The sequence below is a fragment of the Melioribacteraceae bacterium genome, assembly GCA_019638015.1.
Taxonomy (GTDB): domain Bacteria; phylum Bacteroidota; class Ignavibacteria; order Ignavibacteriales; family Melioribacteraceae; genus JAHBUP01.
This window is the reverse complement of record JAHBUP010000001.1, coordinates 2,811,299-2,832,214: the sequence shown is the minus strand read 5'-3', so window position 1 is coordinate 2,832,214 and position 20,916 is coordinate 2,811,299. Positions and strand designations below refer to the sequence as shown.

Sequence of the window (20,916 nt, the reverse complement as noted above, 5' to 3'; positions counted from 1 at the left end):
TTTATTATTACTTCGATTCAAGAATAGGTATTTGCACTAAGAATCTAGTCCCTTCACCTAATTTACTTTCAACTTTTATCTCGCCGCCATGAAAATCCACAGCTCGCTTTACAATTGATAAACCTAATCCGGTGCCGGCAATTTCATTTGTGGTTTTTGTGCGGTAGAATGCTTCAAAGATTTTATCTAAATCTTCCGGTGGGACCCCTATTCCTTCATCACTAACTTGTATTAAAATATGCATTTTATTCAAAGAAATTTTTAACTCAACTAAACCTCCTTGAGGGGAATACTTAGCGGCATTAGAAAGCAAATTGTTAAAAACAAATTTCATTAATTTCGGATCTAATTGAAATTCTTTCTGTTTGGACTTGTAATTAAACTTCGGTTCGTGCTTTTCATTCATAAATAGTTTTGCATCTTTAAGGCACTCTTCAGCAAGCTTGTGCAGGTCCACTGGTTCGGGTTGATAACTTATCTTTCCCGATTCGGCTCGATTAAGCGTTAATATGTCATCAAGAAGTTTTGTGAGGTATTCAACTGATGTTATTATCCGATTGTAATGTTCATCTTTCTTTTCATCACTCCATTTAGTACCAAAACGTTGGAGTAGTTCTGTTGATGAAAGTACTGCCGTTAAAGGAGTTCTAAACTCATGAGAAGTAGTAGACAAAAACCTTGACTTCAATTCGTTAAGTTCTCTTTCTTTATCTACCACTTTTCTTAATGAGTCATTTGCTTTTTCCAACTCGTCGGTTCTAACTTTTACTAAATCTTCCAGGTGGTTTCTATGCGATTCGAGATCTATCTCGGCTTGTTTACGTTCGGTGATATCGTGTAAACATAATAACAGGTTGCGATGACTATCGCTTTCGATAAGTGCGGTAGATCCGAGTAAAGACACCTTTCTAGTTTCTCCATTATGTAAAAGAGTAGTATGATATTCCACGTTAGTGTGTCCTGTCCCATTTTTAAGAGTGTCGTCCATGGCTATTCTTAATTGGCAATTCTGGCAATTCGATCCGAATCCACAACCCCGGACATCGTCCATTGCATTAATGCATCCAAATACTCCACAAGCATAACCGCCCTTTAAAAATTCTTCGGTTGTCCCTGTTAAAGTCGTAAATGCAGGGTTTGCAAATATTATCTGTCGGTTTTCATCAACGAGGCACATCATAACAGGTGAGTATTCGTAAATAGCCTTTAGTTCCGACCTACTCTGTGCAAGAGCCACTTCTGCTTGCTTGCGTTCGGTTATGTCTTTGTAATTTCCCAAAATCCCATCAATATACTTATCATGTAAAAGATTTATGACACTTATCTCTATCCATACATAATTTCCGTCTTTCCGTTTGTATCGGAGTTCAGTAGTTCCTGTAGCATTGGGTTCAGTTAAGATTGTGCCTAAAAATTTCTGTCCAGCTTCCAAATCGTCTGGATGAATATTATCCCACGTATTTTTGCCAACCAGTTCTTCCGGATTCCACCCGAACAACTTTGTAACATTTGGGCTTTTATACTTATTTATTCCATTTTTGTCTATAATGACTATCACATCACTAAGATTAGAAACCATTGCGTTTTTTATAGCTTCACTCTTAATTAATGCTTGTTCTGCTAGCTTGCGTTCTGATATATCTCTGAAAAAACCTACTGTCCCTAACAATTCACCACTTTCACTTACCACGGGGGCTTTATAAGTCTCAGCCCAATTCAGTTCTCCAAGTCCAGCTACAATCTCTTCATTTACCTGTTTCTGACGGGAGAGCATAACGGCACGGTCATTGGCTCGGTACAATTCTGCTACGCTTTGGATTGCAATATCAAAATCAGTCTTTCCAATCAGCATATCAGCAGAAGGTACTTTAAATGTATTGGCAAAAGTCTGATTAACCGCAAGAAATCTGCTTTCAGTGTCTTTCAACCATACTGCAAATGGAAAGTTATCCAGCAACGCTCGTTGATATCTTTCTTTATTCGAGAGTGCTATTTCGGCTTGCTTTTGTTCAGTGATATCAAAAAAACTGATCAAGATTTCTGTTATCTCGCCAGATTCATTGAGTACCGGAAATCCACTTACTGTTGCCCAAACAAAACAACTTTGACCAGGTTGATGTATCCCAACTAACTGATCTTTTATTGGCTGTTTATTTGCTAAAACCCGGTTAACAGGATACTCGTCATGGGTTAAAGGAATTCTCTGTTCATTCACAAATCTCCAGCTTGGATCTGTTGCGGCTTTTCCTCTAAGTTGAGCATCGCTTAATCCCAAAATTTCAGATGCTCTTTGATTGTTCATTATGATTGAAGTATCCGGGGCATGAATAACAATTCCAGCATCTAGATTCTGAATAAGAAGGGCATATCGTGATTCACTAATTCGTAAGGTTTCTTCGACCAGCTTACGCTCGGTTATATCAACATGGGTTCCGATCATTCTAATGGCTTTTCCATTGTCGTTAAAAATGGCTTCTGCACGAGAGAGGATATCAACCCAATGTCCATCTTTATGCTTCATTCTAAATTCTGTCTCAAATCTGTCGATTTGTCTCGAGATAAGCTTCTGCTGGAGTTCCAACGATTTCTTGACGTCTCCAGGGTCTGTGCTATTTTCCCAAACTGAAAAATCATTAGGTAACTCATGATCTTCATACCCCAGCATTTTTTTCCATGCAGGAGAGTAATAGATTTCGTTGGTTTCAAGATTCCAGTCAAACAAACCATCATTTGATGCTCTCATGGCCAGCTTAAATCTTTCTTCACTTTCTTCTGCTTTGAGTTTTGCTGTTTTTAATTCTAATTCTCTTTGTTTATAGTTGGATATATCCTTAGTTATTTCAAGAGTCCCAATAATTTTTTTGTCATATCTTATTGGTATATGAGAAGTAACATAATAATTTACTTTATTATCAATAGTTGGAAATTCATATTCATAACTATTAATTTTTCCATTTTTGACTTGTAATAAAATATCTTCCCAAAATTCTTTTGCTTCTTTAGGTAGTAATTTTAGTGTATTCATTCCCACAAAAGCAGGTTCATTGAATATATTTCTTGTAGTATTGTCGAATGCTTTATTAAAATAAACAACCTCATTATTTAAATCTCTACTTACAATTGTTTCTTCTATGACTGATAATAATGTTTGCAAATAGACTTCTTTTCTTTCGGATCCTTCTTTGGCTGCAATAAGTTCCAGATTTGTTTGAAGCAGCTTTTCGTTTTGTTCAGCTATTTCTTCGCTTTTCTTTTGAAGCAATAATTCGTTTTGTTTCCGTTCTGTTATATCTTTATCTGCTCCTTTATAACCTATTACATTTCCTTTTTCATCAAATATTGGAAAACCATTAGTTAGAAGACAAATCTTTCGGCCATCTTTGTGCAAATTCCAATTTTCAAAATCTTCTATTGCATCTTTTGCGGCTAAAATGTCGAAAAATGCTTTTTTATTCTTTTCAACATCTTCTGGGAGCATCAAATCGAAAGGTGTTTTGCCTAATATTTCCTCAGCCTTATACCCCAAAAGATTTTCAACATTTTCAGAGCAGAAACAATATTTGCCTTTCTCATCAATTTCCCAAACCCAGTCCGATGTACACTCAACTATTGCCTTAAATCTTTTTTCACTTTCATTAAGATTTCTGTTTACCTCAATCTCTTTTAAGTTTTTAATCCCAATACCGGCAATTATATCAATGAACCCTTTAATGAAATCTAAATATTGGTGTAATTTTTCTTCTGACCATACTGGTACTTTTTGAACTGCTTCTAAGTAACTGGCTTCATCAAATCCAAACTTTTTTGCCTGTTGTCTGAAAAATTCCATATCAGGTTTTGTTTCAAGAAAAAACTGACCGGTAAAGAAATTACCATAATGTTTCCCATCAATTATTATAGGAGTAGCGTTATCAACCAGGCCGTGAGGACATTTGTAACTTACTGCGGGGTTGGCTTCTTTGAGGTGTTCAAAGATATAATGATCACTTTTAATACATTCTTTTTCAGATTCGGGATTTATACGGTGAAATTTAGTGCAGATATCTTGCCAGGCTACTGCCGTGAGAACCTTACCATCATTATCAATTATTGCGGAAGGGAAAGAGTAAATTACATTTAACTTTTCTTGTAATTCTTGGAGTAACTTTACATCTACAATATCTTCTAATTTGTGGTCCATAATAAATTACTCACATTATATGTTGAATGTTCGGTAATCATTGTCCCGAATTACCTCACCAATTTCAAGCAATAAAGGTCTTGATAGCACAATATTCATAATAATTTAGTAGAGTGCCCTTAATTATCAAGTTAATTTGTATCTTATTATCGTACCAAGATATGAATAATTTAAAGATTATTTATATCTCATTATGCAAAGAATGATTTAAATAAAAAATTTAAGAGGATTTCTTATTTTTTTCTCGTCCAGTTGAAAAAATTGCTCTATCATTTAACCACAACCACGGCTTTTCAACAATACTCTTGTAAGTACGCTCAACAAATATGATGTGATTAAATTAATGTGAATATTATTTCATCAAGGTAAAAATATAGTGTAATTTAAGTTATATCATTTGGGAGGTGTTATGAGATGCAAACTTGTAAGTTTATTCCTGATTATATATATGACTCTTAATCTGTTTGGGCAGGAGAAAGAATCACAAAAACTACTTCTCATAAGATGTGACGATATAGGAATGTCACATGCTGTTAATCTTGCCGCTAAAGAATTAATTGAAACCGGATTAATATTTTCAGCTTCAGTGATGTTCCCATGTGCATGGTACCAGGAGGGGGTTGATCTTCTTAAATCTCATCCCGAAATAACAGCCGGAATTCATTTGACCCTAAATTCAGAATGGAAAAATTATCGCTGGGGACCTGTAGCCGGAAAGGATAAGGTTCCTTCTTTAGTTGATGAGCATGGATATTTTTTCCCATCAAGGGCCGCTTTTTTTAACAACAATCCAAAGTTGGAGGAAGTTGAAATTGAATTGCGTGCTCAAATAGATAGGGCTGTAAAAAGTGGGCTTAAAGTATCGTATGTTGATTATCATATGGGAACCGCGGTTGATAGACCTGAATTAAGAAACATAGTGGAAAAATTAGCTACTGAATATGGATTGGGAATATCTCGTTATTTTGGAGAGGAGGATGTAAAGAATATGTACTCTGATCCGATCGATTCAAAAAGAGATTCATTGATATTTACACTAAAAAATTTACCATCGGAAAAAATTAGTTTGCTCGTATGCCATATAGGTGTAGATAATGATGAATTACAGGCTATGATAGATATGAATTCATTTGGACTGAATGAAATGAGTAAACATAGAGAATCTGAACTGCGGGCGCTCGTTTCTGTGATGAATGAAAATTTATTTGAGTTGAATAACATTCGGCTTATAACATATGATGATCTTATTAAAGAGATTGGATTGAGCAAAATGAAATCGCCTGTCGAAACCGGCTACTAATTTGATTTAGCTTTAGAAACAGAAATTATTTAATACAGTAAATCTTTACTCTGCTGTTGAAAGCAGTGGTAAAGTAACAATAAAAGTAGTTCCTTTGTTTAACTCACTCTTCACAACTATCTCCCCGTTGTGAAGGTCTACAGATCGCTTTACAATTGCAAGCCCCAATCCAGAACCCGAAATAGCAGCTACTTTCTTCGACCTATAAAAAGAATCGAAGATATTTTCTAACTCCTCTTTTGGAATTCCCAATCCATGATCACTTACTTTAATTAGTAGTTTATTTTTCATAACTGAAATATTGAGATCGATAGTCCCTCCATCAGGAGAGAATTTTATGGCGTTGGATAATAAGTTGTTAAAAACAAATCTCATAAGTTTTGGATCTAAAAAAAACTCCTTGTGCTTTGAACGATAATTATATTTTAATTCATGAGCACTTGTCATCAATAATCGGGCATCTGTTAAACAACTTTCCACTAAGGCATAAAAATTTATTTTTTCCGGGTTAAAGATAATTTTACCGGAATCTGCTCTGTTAAGAGTTAATATATCATCGAGAAGGTTTGTTAGATAATCCACCGAACCAATAATTCTATTGTAGTGTTCATTCTTTTTTTCGTCACTCCACTTTACCCCAAGTCGTTTTAGCAATTCTACTGAAGATAGAATTGAGGTTAATGGTGTTCTAAATTCGTGGGAAGTGGTTGAGATAAACCTTGATTTAATTTCACTCAACTCTTTTTCTTTCTCAACAAGAGATCTCAATGATTCGTTGGCTCTTTCCAATTCTTCAGTTCTAGTTCGTACCAAATCTTCTAAATGATGTCGGTAATTATCAAGTTCAATTTCAGAATGCTTGCGTTCGGTAATATCGTTGCTCATTCCAACAATGCCAATTACTTCTCCTTTTAAATCACGGATCGGTACCTTTGTGGTAAGGTGAATTCTTTCTCCGGGATATTGGTGATTAAAACTATATTCTTCTTTTTCAATGATTGGGATACCGGTTCTAATAACTTCCTGCTCATCGGCAATGTAAACTTCGGCGTTTTCCTTCTTGAAAAAATCTAAAGATGTTTTTCCAACAGCATCTTCTTGCCGGGATAAACCCAATGATATCAGATGCGAACGATTGTTTATTACATATCTGCTTTGCTTATCTTTAATGTAAATGTGAACTGATTCCGGAAGATGGTCTATGAGGGTTCTTAGCATATTTCTTTCATTATTTACCTTAGCCTCTGCATTAATTCTTTCAGTAATGTCATGAGCTACACCTTGAACACCAACTACAATACCATTTACAATCATTGGATTTTCGTAAGTCTCCAAAAGTACTGGATGTTTTTTTGCATGTTCTATTTCAACAATAACAGGGCCTGTGGTAAACTCGCCTCTCAAATGAGCGCGTGTAGCGATTTTTGCAAGTTCATTTATTTCGTTATCTGTTGCAAACCAATGAGATTGACCAATCCATTCCTCAACTGAATGACCTGTAATTCTCTCTACAGAAGGTGAAACGTAAGTTACGATTGCATTAGGATCTTGAGTATAGAAAAATAAATAGGGAGTCCCTTCAACAATTAACCGCATTTTATTTTCATTTTCCTGTAAAGCTTCTTTGATATACATGCGCTCAGTAATATCTTTTATTAATCCATCATATGAATCAATTTCACCATTTGAATTGAAATGAGGAATGTGTGTGTGATTAATCCACTTAACTTTACCATCCTTGCAGATTATTCTATGCTCGATTGGAGGTACGTCTGACCCATTTAGTATTTTTGAAGAGATACCGGCAACCCAATCTCTATCCTCCGGGAAAACCATATTTATCCACAGATATGGATCATTATTGAAATCTTGTGAAGAATAACCTGTAACAGTCAAACATGCTTCATTGTGAATTGTCTCAAATACATTCCCATCTTTAATTTTAACTGTATAGAGGTAATCTGTTAGGCCGGATGTAATTCTTTTATAACGTTCCTCACTTTCTTTTAATGCCAGCTCATACTGTTTTCTTTCAGTGATATCTTGAACAATGCCGATAGAGCGGATAGGATTTCCTTTATCATCAAATTCGGTTCTGCAAATTTCATTAACCCACTTAATTCTACCATCATTCATCTTTAATCGGTGGGAAATTTCATATGGAATTTTATTCAGCAGTGATTCTTTATACGCATTATTAACAAAGTCGCGATCCTCAGGATGTATTGAATTTAGAAATGCCTCGTATGTAGCCACAAAATCTGTCTCTCTTATTTCAAATATCTCAAAAATACCCTCGGACCAGATGAGTTTATTGCTTATATGATTTAGCTCCCAATTACCCAGATGAGCAATTTTGTGAGTTTCCTTAATATTTCTTTCGCTATCGATTAATTTTGCTTCATGCTTCTTTGACTCGGTGATATCCCGTGCAATACTTAGAACAGTTGCCACCTCACCGCTGCCATCGAATTCCGGGATGAGCCTCAAGTTAAAGATTATGGTTTTGTCGTCATGTTGGAATTCAAAATCTGTCTCAAGCATTACTTTAGTTTCAAAGACTTCCTCAATTTTATTTTCCCAGTAGTCACTTTGTACTTTATTAAATCCAAGTTCTTTATGTGTTTTGCCAATAAATTCATTAGACTTTATTCCTGTTATACTATAAACGTGACTATTAACAAATAAATGACGTGCTTGTCTGTCAAAACGTTGAATAATATCGGGGCTGTTCTCAGCAATACTTTTTATTTCATCTCTGCTGGCAATAAGATCTTTGGTTTGTTCATCTACGAATTTTTGTAATTTATTCTTTTGATCGAGAAGCAACTCATCCGAATCTATTTTTTCCAGTATAACGGCAAGAATTTTCGCGGCATTTTGAATCATTGCATAAGATTCAGCTTCTGCCATTAATCTAGAATTAAATGTAAGCTTCCCAAAAGATTTATTGCGGGTACAAATAATCACATGGTGTTCTTTCGGGTGTTTACTCTCTTCCTCTTCATCCCAAGTAAACTCGCCATTTAAGAAAATGGAATTTAGACTTTCCAAAAAAAGCTTTTTTACCAACTCTTTATTTTGGAGCTGTGACAAATTTGTCGTTAATAAAAATAATTCGTTCACACAATTATTCATTATTCGCCACTTCCATTAATCTAGATTCAGGTAATTTTACTCCTCTCCAAATTGGTTTCATATATGCAACAAAGAAGTTATAAAGTACATTTTATCTTTCTTATTATAATCTATGTCAGTATGTAAATAACATACAATTTATTCTCGTAATAAGAAATAATTATATAGTAATAATTCAAACAATCTATTCTAAAAAAGTATATTGAGGAGTGAGTGCAAAATTGTTTACACTGTTAAATCTTTTTTGCTTTTATTTAAAAACATTTGTAACTAAATAACGTAAATTTTTAACATGTTGAACTTTTCACCAATGGGGTAATTAATTATGTACAAAGTCAGATTGCATGAATCTCAAAATAGAATTTATATCACCATAGCCGGCATCCTAAATTTTGAAGAGGCGCAGAATGCTAAGCATGCTATCGAAACAACAATAAGTAATATCAAACCTGGATTTGATGTGGTGAATGATATTTCTAAATTAATTCGGGCGGATGAAAAAGCGGGTATTATTTTAAAGGAAATTATTGTAATGCTAATTCAGAAAGGAGTCAATAGAGTTGTGAGAGTTGTCGGTACATCACAAATGGGTTTAATTCAGTTCGCTAATAATTCTTTGCAAACAGACCAATATAATTTAAGTTATGTCCCAACTCTGGAAGATGCCGAGACTCTATTGAGCAAACAATAGATGAAATTTTTTGGCTTAATTAATTAAATGAAAGAACCCCCGATTGTTATTAATTATTTGAGAATTAAGAAGAATCAAATCATTTTTTTATATAGGCGTTTAGCCCCACGACCACATTTTTACCATTAATCACGCATTGTGTTGTCATGTTCCCATGAGTAGTAGCAACAACCAAAGTTTTACCTGATGCGCTAGGGGTTGGTTCTTGCAATTCAATTGTAATTATAAGTTTTCCATCTTCAATTTTTGCTTCCATATATACACCCACTCAATTTATTAGTTATGTTAAATTTATTTATCCTCAAATTAAAATCTTTTTATTAATTTTTTACTATTCTTTAAGTAGCCACTATGCTTTATTAATCCCCACATAAAACTCATTATTTCTCTTTTAGGACTTTAATCCATGTATTAATCGTGGTTAAATAATCCTTATTGAAGTTGTATTTTCTCTCTTTTTGAAGCCGCCCAATTTCGCTGAGACATCCGGATTCGTTAATTGACATATTATGATCAGTATTTTTTAAAAGAATTATTTTACTCTTTTTATTATCCGATCTTGAAAATGCAGCTGTGTATGCATCAATAGCTTGAAACGGATCTATCTGAGTATCTTTGTCTCCAAAAATTAAAAATATTGGGATACTCAATTTTTCCACAACGGAAATTGGATTAAAATATGATTGATGTGTCGAGTCGATTGTTCGGGGCCACCAATTTATAGCGCGATCAACAAGAGTGGAATCATATCCAACAGATTTGATTATCATCGGATTTGTGCGGAAATACTTAAGAGCTTTATCAAAATCAGTTTTATTTTCACTACATCGTAATAAACCAAACATCTCAATATTCTTTTTTGCAATCTTCTCGGTATATCCCTCACAAATCATCTGTTTCTCAATTAAATAATTCCATTGGTCAATCGAATTTTCTCCCGGAAGAGATGAACCAATTATAAATGAAATTTTCTCAGTTCTTTTTGCGGCGATTGGCATTATATAACCTGCCTGACTGCTTCCAAACAAACCAATTTTTGTGGAGTCGATGTTAGGTAATTTAATTAATGAATTTATTGCGTTGATTACGATATCCGAAAGTTGAATAAAGAGGCTGTCATCATTTAACTTTCCCTTTGTATCTCCATAACCCGGTTTATCAATTCTAAAATAAGCCATACCGTTATCAAGGAAGCAGTTAATTAGTTTCTTTGTTTCAGAGTTGTTTACAACTTTATAACTTGCCCCGCTTCCAGCGACCCAAATAACAAGGGGATATTTTAAATCTCCAGCAACCGGTAAATAAAGATTGCCATAAACATTAAATTGACCCGACTGAAACACAATTTCCTGGATTTCCGAAACATGCAAGATGGTATCGGGAATGCTATTATACCTAATAACTTTGGCTGATGATAAATTGTCCTGAGCTATCATCAGATTACAGATGAATAACATTATAAATAGAATTGTTAATCTCATAAACTATCCGGTAAATATTTTTGATTATTTCGACGTACATTAAGTAAATTATACTCAGCAATCACTTATCTATTCCAATAAATTATTATTGATCTATGTAGATTATTCAGACAATTCAATATTAGTATATCAGCAAATTATTTCATTCTGAATTTTTCGATCAAAAGTATATTTTAAAGTACTTCAGATTTATTTACTTAGCAGAAATGTGGTCAATTCTAAATTTGAAAGGAGAAAGTAGAAATTCTATAATTATTTGAAATAATTTCAAATTTATTCGATAATTTGGTATAAACTAAGGTAAATCTATTTATAATGTTTAAGGGACGTCTTAAAGGAAATTTTATAGGGCATTTAGTCGCATCTCTCTCGTTGCTAGTGGTTCTTTTTTCAATTATGCCCGATCAATTTTTCAGTAAGTCTGCTCTAAATTTTACCTACCATAATATGACTTTGCATTCTACATTGGAGGCATTGGCATGCTTTTCATTCTTTCTTCTCGGTGCATTACTTTATCTGAAAGCGCCTTCACAAGAACATAATACTAATATAGCATTATCGCTAAGTTTCATGAGTATGGGAATCTTACTGGGATTTCATGCCTCCTTTCCAGTAGGGAATAGTTTTATTATAACAAAATCATTCGCAAATTTAATTGGCTCCTTCTGGTTATTAGTCCTTCTATTTCCTAAACTGAATTTGATTGTTGTAAAAAAGAGAGAACTGATAGCAATTATTACGGTAATAAGTGTTTTTCTATGGGGACTATTTGTAAGTCTTAACAGTTATTTATTACCACCGGGCATTGAGGAGGGGAATTACAGTAGATTTTCCTTGGTATTAAATAATATTAGCGCATACTTGTTTTTAATTGTTTCAATCAGACTATTTTTATACTACAAAAAATATAAGCATAACAAATACCTAATATTCACATTTTTAACCTCACTTTTATCCGGTAGCAGTTTCATTTTTAATTATAGTTGGGAAGGAAGTCATGTATGGTGGATTATGCATATCTTCACAACCGCCGCTTCATTAATTGCTTTTGGGTTACTCTTTACGGAATTCAGTATTCTAATTAAGAACTACTCCAGTTCGATCGAACAACTGGAAAAAGCTAATGAAGAGTTTAGGGCAGGTAAGAATAATTCAATTTATTCTTTTCAAAATAGTAGCGATACTATAATAATTTTTAACAGCAATAAAATATTTGATTGCAATAAGAGCGGGCTGGAATTATTTGAAATTTCGGAGAAGGAGAATTTAGAATCGATTGAAATCGAACTTTTATCCAATGATGTCGCAATACGGGGAGAACGTTTTAAATTATATAAACTCTTAAAGGAAATGATCTCGGACAATAACTTCGAAGAGGAGTTTAAGTTTAGCAGGAAAGATGGTAATGTGGTTTTGGCCTCCCTATCAATCTCATTAATGGAATTTGATAGAGAGAGAAAATATCAGGCTGTAATTCAGGATATAACTAATAGCACAACACAATCACGTTTTCTTCGATTGGAGAAAAAAATTATTGAAGGACTCTCCTCTTTCGAAGAAATGCGTGAAGCCTCCGATTTTATTATTACCAATCTATGTTCGGTGGATGGAATCGATGCCGTGTCATACTATGAATATGATCCTGTTGATAAAGTGCTAAATCTTTGTTCATCTATAAATCTACCAAAAAATTACGTTAACGCTTATTCTAGGTACACTAAAGATTCATTGCACACCTATCTGGCGATTGAAGGAAAGCCAGTATTTACAAATCATTCCAAAATTAATGCGCAATCCTCAGTATTCATTGATGAAATTAGCTTACAGGCTTTTGCAATTATTCCAATCGTTTATGATGAAGAATTGCTGGGAGTATTACATATTACCTCATTTGAGATTGAAGATTTTTCGGAGGAATTAAGGAACTTTATTGAAACAACAGCCTTAGGAATTGGAAGTTCATTATGGAGAATTCAAGCAGAACAATTATTGAATGAAAAATCTGAAGAGCTGAATCGTTTTTTTAGTCTTGCATTGGATCTTTTATGCATTGCCGATATAAATGGTTATTTCAAGAGGCTAAACAGTGCGTGGGAATCAACACTCGGTTATAAAATCAGTGAGTTGATTGGCAAGAAATTTTTGGATTTCGTACATCCTGATGATCTTGAATTAACTTTAAAGACGATCGCAGAACTTTCTGAAGACAAGCCAATTCTTAATTTCGTTAATCGATACCGGCATAAAGATGGCAGTTACAAATGGATTGAGTGGCGTTCATTTCCATACCTCGGTAAATATATCTACGCGGCGGCTCGAGATATAACCGAAACTAAGAAGATAACTGATGAATTGAAAGCTGATGAAGAGAGACTCGAAAGCTTGTTTAGAATTTCTCAGTACAAATCGAATAATATCCAAGAATTGCTCGATTATGCTCTTCATGAGGCTATAACATTAACAAAAAGTAAAATTGGTTACATTTATAAATATGATGAAGAAACGAAAGTATTTACCCTAAACTCATGGTCGAAAGATGTAATGAAGGAATGCGCTATTAGGGAACCTCAAACTTGTTACGAACTTGATAAAACCGGAATTTGGGGTGAGGCAGTACGACAGCGAAAAGCTATAACCATGAATGATTACGAAGCTGCGAATAAATTAAAAAAAGGATATCCAGAAGGGCACATACATCTTAAAAAGTATCTTACAATTCCGGTAATTAAAAATGATGTTATTGTTGCGGTAGTTGGGGTTGCTAATAAGGTAGAAGATTACACCAACTCTGATATTCGACATCTAAATTTGTTTATGGATTCTGTCTGGAGTATAGTCACAAAAATTCATTCAGAAAGTGAAATTAAAGACTATCTCGAGCTTAATGAGAAACTGATATTTTCTTCTACTCTGGGAATATTGGCTTATAATGCCAGTGGAGATTGTGTAATTGCAAACCAGGCAGCGGCCGATGGAATTGGAACAACAATTGAAAACTTGAAAAAACAAAATTTTTTAGAGTTAAAATCATGGGTAATATCGGGATTGCTCGATGAAGCTAAAAAAGTGTTAGCCACTAAAGAAACTAAGAAAATTAATATTAATACTAGCAGCACATTTGGAAAAGAAATCTGGTGGGAGTGCGTTCTTTCTTATTTCGAAAATAAAGGAGAACCTCACCTATTACTAACTTTTCATGATGTGTCTCAAAATAAATTAGCCGCCGAAGCTTTGAGCGCAAGTGAGGAAAAGTACCGATTATTATTTGAAAACATGAATGCCGGATTTGCTCTACATGAATTGATTTATGACGAGAATGGAAAACCAATAGATTACCGGTATCTCGAAATAAATCCGGGATTTGAGAAACTTACTGGCGTATCAATAAATACTTTATTGGGCAAAACAGTGAAGGAAATAATGCCAAAGACCGAGAATTACTGGATTGAAATAGCCCATAAAGTTGCATCAACGGGGGAACCACTTTATTATGAAAATTATTCCACTGAACTTGGCAAATATTATAATACATTTTACTTCTCTCCTAAAAAAAATCAATTCGCCGTAGTTTTTTATGACATAACAGATAAAAAAATTGCCGAGGAAAAACATTTAACAAGTGAAACAAGATTCCGCAAACTATTCGAAAATTCTCCCGAACCAATCCTATTCTTAAAAGATGGAAAATTTACCGATTGTAATTCCGCCACATTAAAGCTTCTTAAATTTAATTCAAAAGATGAAATTGTGGATTTCTCACCGTTAGGACTTTCACCCGAGTACCAGCCGGATGGCAACCGTTCTGATACCAAAGCAACGGCAATGATAAAAATTGCTTATGAAATGGGGAGCAATCTTTTTGAATGGGAACATATTAAAGCAGATGGTTCTCAATTTCTGGTTGAGGTTTTACTTACACCTATTTATCCATTAGAAGAAAATACACTTCATGTAGTTTGGCGCGATATCACTGATAGAAAAATTGCTGAATACGCTTTAAAGTTCGAGAAGGAAAGAATTAAAAATATCTTAAATACGGCTAATGCAGTTATCATAAATCTTGATGAACATGGATTTGTTACAGGCATTAATGAGTTTGGATGCAGATTAATTGGTTATGAAGAGAATGAAATTATTGGTAAAAATTGGTTCACTACAGTGTTGCCTGATAATGATTCTATTGAACAAGTTTATGATAACTTTAAGAAAATTATAAAAGGAGAGGTTGAAGCTCAAAAATATTATGAGAATGATATCTCTGACCGGGAAGGAAACATAATTAAAATTGCCTGGCAGAATACTTACGACAGAGATGCCGCCGGTAATATAGTTGGTATTTTAAGTGTCGGGATAGATATAACCGCAAGAGCGAAAGCACTACAAAAAATTAAAGAGATGAATGATGAATTAAAGTCAATAATTGATATTAAGGATAGATTCTTCTCAATAGTTGCCCATGATTTAAAGAGTCCAATGCAAGGTTTAATTGGGTTTTCGCAAATCTTAAAAGAAGAATTGGATACCATTTCTATTGAAGAGGGGAAGGAAATTCTCAAATCAATTTTTGAAATCAGCAAGGAGCTAAATAGTTTATTAGATAACTTACTAAACTGGTCACGACTTCAAACCGGTAGAATGGAATTTAATCCGGAGGAGTTAAATCTTTACACAACAGTTCATCCAATTATCCGTCTTCTCTCCGAAGTGGCTAGTTTAAAGGAAATTTCAATTAAGATGAAAATTGATCCTTCACTTATGATAAGAGCAGATGAAAATATGATTCAGCTAATACTGAGAAACCTAATTGCAAACGCAATAAAGTTCAGCTATTTTCATTCTGAAATTATTGTGGAGGCGAGGGCCGGCGATTTTTCAATTGAAATTTCGGTTCAAGATTTTGGTATGGGAATGGACAAAAAAATAAAGGATGATCTCTTTAGAACCGATAAAAAAACTTCTACAATTGGTACTAATAACGAAAGAGGTACCGGATTGGGACTTCTTCTCTGCAAAGAGATGGTTACTCTTCATAATGGTGAAATTAACGTGGAAAGTGAATTTGGAAAGGGGAGTAAGTTTAGCGTTAAACTGCCAAGATAAAAATATAAGACAACTAAAAATAAATTTTTACATTATCCTAAAAGGTTTACTCAATGAGTTTTGAAACAGAACAAGAGAATTTTTGGGCAGGACAATTCGGTAACGATTATATTCAAAGAAATTTCGACGAAAAAATAATTGCCGGTAATCTGAATTTATTTTCACAAATTATTTCTGCGACAACCGGAATTAAAAGTGTACTTGAATTTGGACCGAATATTGGCAATAATTTAATTGCTATTAAACAACTCATACCTCATTCCTCGTTTTCGGGAATTGAAATCAATAAAACCGCGTGCAACTCACTACAAAATTTGAAGTGGGTTGAGGTATTCAATCAGTCAGTTTTAGAATTTGAACCATCAAAAAAATATGATTTTGTTCTAACTAAAGGTTTGCTCATTCATATAAATCCCGATTCACTTCCTGGATTGTATAAAAAAATATATGAGTCATCCTCAAAATATATTTGCATTGTCGAATATTATAATCCTGCACCTATAGCTATTAATTATAGAGGTTTTAGCGACAGACTCTTCAAACGGGATTTTGCAGGTGAACTGATGAAACTCTATTCTGATCTAAAATTGATTAAATATGGCTTCTCATATCATCTCGATCCGAATTTTCCGCAGGATGATTTGAATTGGTTCTTGTTGAAAAAATAGGAATGTATCTTCATTTCTTAATAAAAGTTTATTAAAATAATAAATGACTTCTTGCGGAGATTATTATTCCCTTTAAATGCTTCCTAAAAATCTCGATTATTGGCTCAAATAATTGATCTTTATAGTTATTCCCTGTTGAATGTAATTGGGATTTATGGAATAATATTTGAGCCATCTTCATCGTTAAAAAAAACGGATTAAAAATGAAAAAAACTGTAACATTATTAGTTCTTCTAATTTCAACGCTTACAAACGCTCAAACCATTCAAAATAGAATAAATTATAATAACCAGAACTTGTTTCTCAATGGAGTTAATTTGGCCTGGTTTAATTTTGCCGCAGATATTGGGAGGGAAAATGCAAATTATGATCAGTTTGCAGACTTCTTTTTAACTCTTCATGATAATGGTGGAAATGCGGTGCGATGGTGGCTTCATACTAATGGTACAACTTCACCCGAATTTAATAGTCAAGGTTATGTAATTTCCCCCGGTAAAACTTCTATTGCCGATCTAAAAAAAGTATTGGATTTAGCCTGGGAGAGAGAAATTGGGTTAAAACTTTGTCTGTGGTCATTCGATATGATGCGCTTAAATTTAAACTCAACAGCACTCAACAGAAATACAAAAATGCTCACCGACACCAGTTACACTAATGCTTATATTAGAAACGCGTTGATTCCAATGGTTGAAGCTTTAAAGGAGCATCCAGCAATTATTGCCTGGGAAATATTTAATGAACCAGAGGGAATGAGTAATGAGTTTGGATGGAATGATATCAAACGTGTTCCAATGTCTGCTATTCAACGATTTGTAAATCTTTGTGCCGGGGCAATTCATAGGACTGATCCAAAAGCGAAAGTAACAAATGGGTCATGGAGTTTTCAAGCTTCTACAGATGTAACCACTCTTGCTAAATTTTCGGTTGAAGAGTATATCAGCTCATTAACCGAATTAGAAAAACGGACTATCGAACGAGAATTTGCACAGAAATACTCGATTGAATATTCCGCTAAAGAAATAATTAAAAAATTTGCCGGAGTGAATGCCGCTAATAAAAATTATTACAGAGATGATAGATTAATAGAAGCCGGCGGCGATCCGGATGGTAAACTTGATTTCTACTCAGTTCATTATTACGATTGGGATGGAAGTAAACATTCTCCATTTAATAAAGTAGCATCTACATGGCAGTTAGATAAACCACTTGTAATGGCTGAGTTTCATATGAAAAATACGCTCGGTGTTCCAAAGGATCGGCTTTATGATATTTTAATGAGTAATGGATATGCCGGAGCATTGGCTTGGTCGTGGACCGATAACGCGACTTCACAAAAGAATGATATGCTCGCCGGCGTAAAATCATTATGGGATAAGTATAGAGCCGATGTTGATTTGGCGGGTATTGCCGGAGATTTCCCTCTAGTTAGTATTACATCACCAAAAAACAATGAAAAATTTGCCGATAACAGTGCGATTACAATTACTGCAGACGCGAGTGACCCTGATGGCATAATTACGAATGTCGCGTTCTATTATAATGTTGGTACTACTCACACAAAAATTATTGAGACTAATAAAATTCCTTACAGCGCAATTTGGAAACCGACGGCTAATGGTGAATACAAAGTTTACGCAATTGCTACTGATGATAGGGGAAATCAAAGATATTCATCTAAAATAACTATAACGTATGGCACCCCGGCATTCACAAAACTAGAAGCTGAGAGAACACAAAGAACCGGATCTGATATTTCAATTAAAAGTGAAGCGAGTGCCAGCGGAGGCGCATTTGTTGATCTTAAAAATGATGGAACAATAACTTGGAGTTTTACAAATAACTCAGCTGCCGGAGCTTATGATTTAGTGTTTGGTTACAGACTTGCTTACGATACTCCTAAAGGGCAGTTTATTGATGTAAATGGAGTGAGAGTTGGTGAGTTAATGTTTGATGGTATCGCCAATACCTGGCTTGAAAAAAGCTATAATGTTAATTTGAATCAAGGAGCCAATACATTAACATTAACAAAATCGTGGGGATGGATGCATATTGATTATCTTTCTGTTCCTACAGTTGTTGTAACTAGTGTTAATGAAACCGAAGCACTTCCGTCTAAATTTAGTTTAGAACAAAATTACCCAAATCCATTTAATCCTGAGACAACCATAAGTTATGTCATTCCGAGCGCAGTGAGTAATCTTAAAGATTTCTCTTCGACTTCATCTTCTCGAAATGACAATGTTCATGTAACATTAAAAGTTTATGATGTGCTTGGTAGAGAAGTCGCAACTCTCGTTAATGAAGTTCAGCAGCCTGGAATTTATAGAGTAAAATTCACAATTAATAATAAACACTCTCTACTCTCTACTCATTACTCTTCACTGTCTTCCGCCGTTTATTTCTACCGTTTAACAGCAGGAAATTTTATTCAAACAAAAAAGATGATGGTGGTGAAGTAGGGGAGGGCGGTAAGAGGTGAGACGTGAGAAGTGAGAGGTAAGAAGTAGGATTTTTAATACTCAACACTCAGTACTCAATACTCTACACTCATCTGGCGGGCAAACTCTATACTATCAATGCTTTAATTAGCGCTTGCTAGTTTGCGCTTCATTGCCAATATTCGCACCAACACAATTCAAATCTTATGCTCAAATCATTATTTATAAAAGATTACGCTCTTATCGAAAACATTGAAGTAGAGTTCGATAAGGGACTAAATATAATAACGGGGGAAACCGGTGCCGGTAAATCCATTTTAATTGACGCAATGGGATTATTACTCGGTGAACGGGCATCAACCGAGGTAGTTCGAAAAGGGGCAGAGAAATCCATAGTTGAAGGAATTTTTGATGTCTCGGGAAATAAAAAAATAAAAGCATTTGTTGAGATTCATGAAATTGATGAAGCTGATAAACTGATTGTCCGCCGTGAAATATCTTTAAAAGGTACAAACCGCTGTTTCTTAAATGATTCTCCGGTTACTCTTAATATTATAAAAGAAATTGGGGATTTATTAGTTGATTTGCATGGACAACATGAGCATCAGTCGCTGCTTCGAGTTGAATCTCATATAGAAATCCTTGACGAATTTTGGCGTTCCGAAGAACTATTACAAAATTTTAGAGGGGATATTTCCACACTCAATAAATTAAATTCTGAACTAAAATCACTTCGTAAAAAAGAGAATGAATTAAAAGAGAAAAAGGAACTGTATGATTTTCAGTTAAAAGAAATTGATGCTGTCTCACCGGTTTTGAATGAGGAATTAACACTTGAGGAAGAGTTATTAATTTTAGATAACGCCGAAAAATTGATAAGTACCGCCGCAGATGTGTATGAAGCACTTTATGAAAGTGAGGATTCATTAGCTGATAAACTCGGAATCATATCAAATAAAATAAATGATCTTAAAAAAATAGATAAATCATTTGAAGAGAAATCTGAAGAAGTTCAGAGCGCGATGGCATTATTAAATGATGTATCGTCATTCTTGAGAAGTTATAAAGATTCGGTAGAACTTGACCCGCAAAGATTAGAGGAAGTGAGAACCAGACTTGGCTCATTAAATTTGCTGAAGAAAAAATATGGCGGATCTATCGAATCGGTTATTGAGCATCGGAAAAAGATTGCAACAGAGTTTGACCTTGCGGAAAATTTTAATTCAAGAATTTCGGAACTCGAGAAACAAATTAATGAATTGAGAAAATCAGCCGGATTAACCGCAAAACAGATTTCATCGAAAAGAGAAATTGCCGCTAAAAAAATTAAAAGTGAAGTTGAGGAAGCGCTTAAAACATTAGGAATTACCGATTCAAATTTCCAAATAAAAATTGAAAATATAATTTCCAGTTCAGAAGATTCTATAAATATTGGAAACAAAGCATACGCATATAATGAAAGAGGTTATGATTTTGTTGAGTTTTATGTTTCAACAAATTCGGGAGAAGAACCAAAGCCATTAGTAAAAGTAGCATCCGGCGGTGAAATTTCAAGAATTATGCTTGCGCTCAAATCTATACTCGCTAAATCGGGGCATCTTCCAATATTGATATTCGATGAAATTGATACTGGTGTGAGCGGTAGAATTGCGCAAAAAGTTGGACAAACATTAAAACAGCTTTCTAAAAGTCATCAAATAATTACAATTACACATCTCCCTCAAATAGCGGGATACGGAGATATTCATTTTGCCGTTCAAAAATCCAAAGTATCCGACCGAGTAGTTAGTTCAATTCAAAAATTAAATAAACAGGAAAGGATTCACGAGGTAGCAAAATTATTAAGCGGTGAAACAATTACTGAAGCCGCATTAAAAAGCGCACGTGAATTAATGGACCATGCCGGTTAATTAATCCGCG

10 protein-coding genes are annotated in these 20,916 nt (G+C 34.2%); 6 read left to right on the top strand and 4 right to left on the bottom strand.

Translation table 11 applies throughout. The annotated features are described in order from the left end of the window. Positions 1–7: 7 nt before the first annotated feature. Positions 8–4,180: a PAS domain S-box protein gene (locus KF816_12210; GenBank protein ID MBX3008777.1), complete on the bottom strand. Its 4,173-nt coding sequence runs from the start codon at positions 4,178–4,180 to the stop codon at positions 8–10. A gap of 409 nt (positions 4,181–4,589) precedes the next feature. Between KF816_12210 and KF816_12205 the strand changes: the two genes are divergently transcribed. Then, positions 4,590–5,480, top strand: coding sequence for a polysaccharide deacetylase family protein (locus KF816_12205; GenBank protein MBX3008776.1), 891 nt, complete (start codon positions 4,590–4,592; stop codon positions 5,478–5,480). Positions 5,481–5,525: 45 nt separating this feature from the next. On the opposite strand, the gene KF816_12200 is transcribed toward KF816_12205, so the two are convergent. Further along, positions 5,526–8,606, bottom strand: a complete 3,081-nt coding sequence (locus KF816_12200) for a PAS domain S-box protein (GenBank protein MBX3008775.1) — start codon at positions 8,604–8,606, stop codon at positions 5,526–5,528. Positions 8,607–8,943: 337 nt separating this feature from the next. Between KF816_12200 and KF816_12195 the strand changes: the two genes are divergently transcribed. Then, positions 8,944–9,309 carry a hypothetical protein gene (locus KF816_12195; GenBank protein ID MBX3008774.1) on the top strand — a complete coding sequence of 122 codons (366 nt, stop codon included), beginning with the start codon at positions 8,944–8,946 and terminating at the stop codon, positions 9,307–9,309. A 79-nt stretch (positions 9,310–9,388) separates the two neighbouring features. Here KF816_12195 and KF816_12190 read toward each other — a convergent pair whose 3' ends face one another. Further along, positions 9,389–9,565 (bottom strand): hypothetical protein, encoded by a 177-nt coding sequence (locus tag KF816_12190; GenBank protein ID MBX3008773.1) that lies wholly within the window; start codon positions 9,563–9,565, stop codon positions 9,389–9,391. A 124-nt stretch (positions 9,566–9,689) separates the two neighbouring features. After that, the gene (locus tag KF816_12185; protein MBX3008772.1) at positions 9,690–10,790 is read right to left on the bottom strand and encodes a hypothetical protein; all 1,101 of its coding nucleotides are present in this window, start codon (positions 10,788–10,790) and stop codon (positions 9,690–9,692) included. A gap of 315 nt (positions 10,791–11,105) precedes the next feature. Here KF816_12185 and KF816_12180 point away from each other — a divergent pair, with 315 nt between their 5' ends. The 4 genes from KF816_12180 to recN all read left to right on the top strand — a co-directional run bounded on the left by KF816_12180 (position 11,106) and on the right by recN (position 20,906). Further along, positions 11,106–15,890 carry a PAS domain S-box protein gene (locus tag KF816_12180; protein ID MBX3008771.1) on the top strand — a complete coding sequence of 1,595 codons (4,785 nt, stop codon included), beginning with the start codon at positions 11,106–11,108 and terminating at the stop codon, positions 15,888–15,890. A gap of 53 nt (positions 15,891–15,943) precedes the next feature. Next, entirely contained in the window at positions 15,944–16,558 is a 615-nt protein-coding gene (locus KF816_12175; GenBank protein MBX3008770.1) for a hypothetical protein, read from the top strand. A 203-nt stretch (positions 16,559–16,761) separates the two neighbouring features. Beyond that, a complete protein-coding gene (locus KF816_12170) occupies positions 16,762–19,017 on the top strand; it encodes a cellulase family glycosylhydrolase (GenBank protein ID MBX3008769.1) in 2,256 nt (751 codons plus the stop codon). Positions 19,018–19,202: 185 nt separating this feature from the next. Next, entirely contained in the window at positions 19,203–20,906 is a 1,704-nt protein-coding gene (gene recN / locus KF816_12165) for a DNA repair protein RecN (protein MBX3008768.1), read from the top strand. Positions 20,907–20,916: the final 10 nt, after the last annotated feature.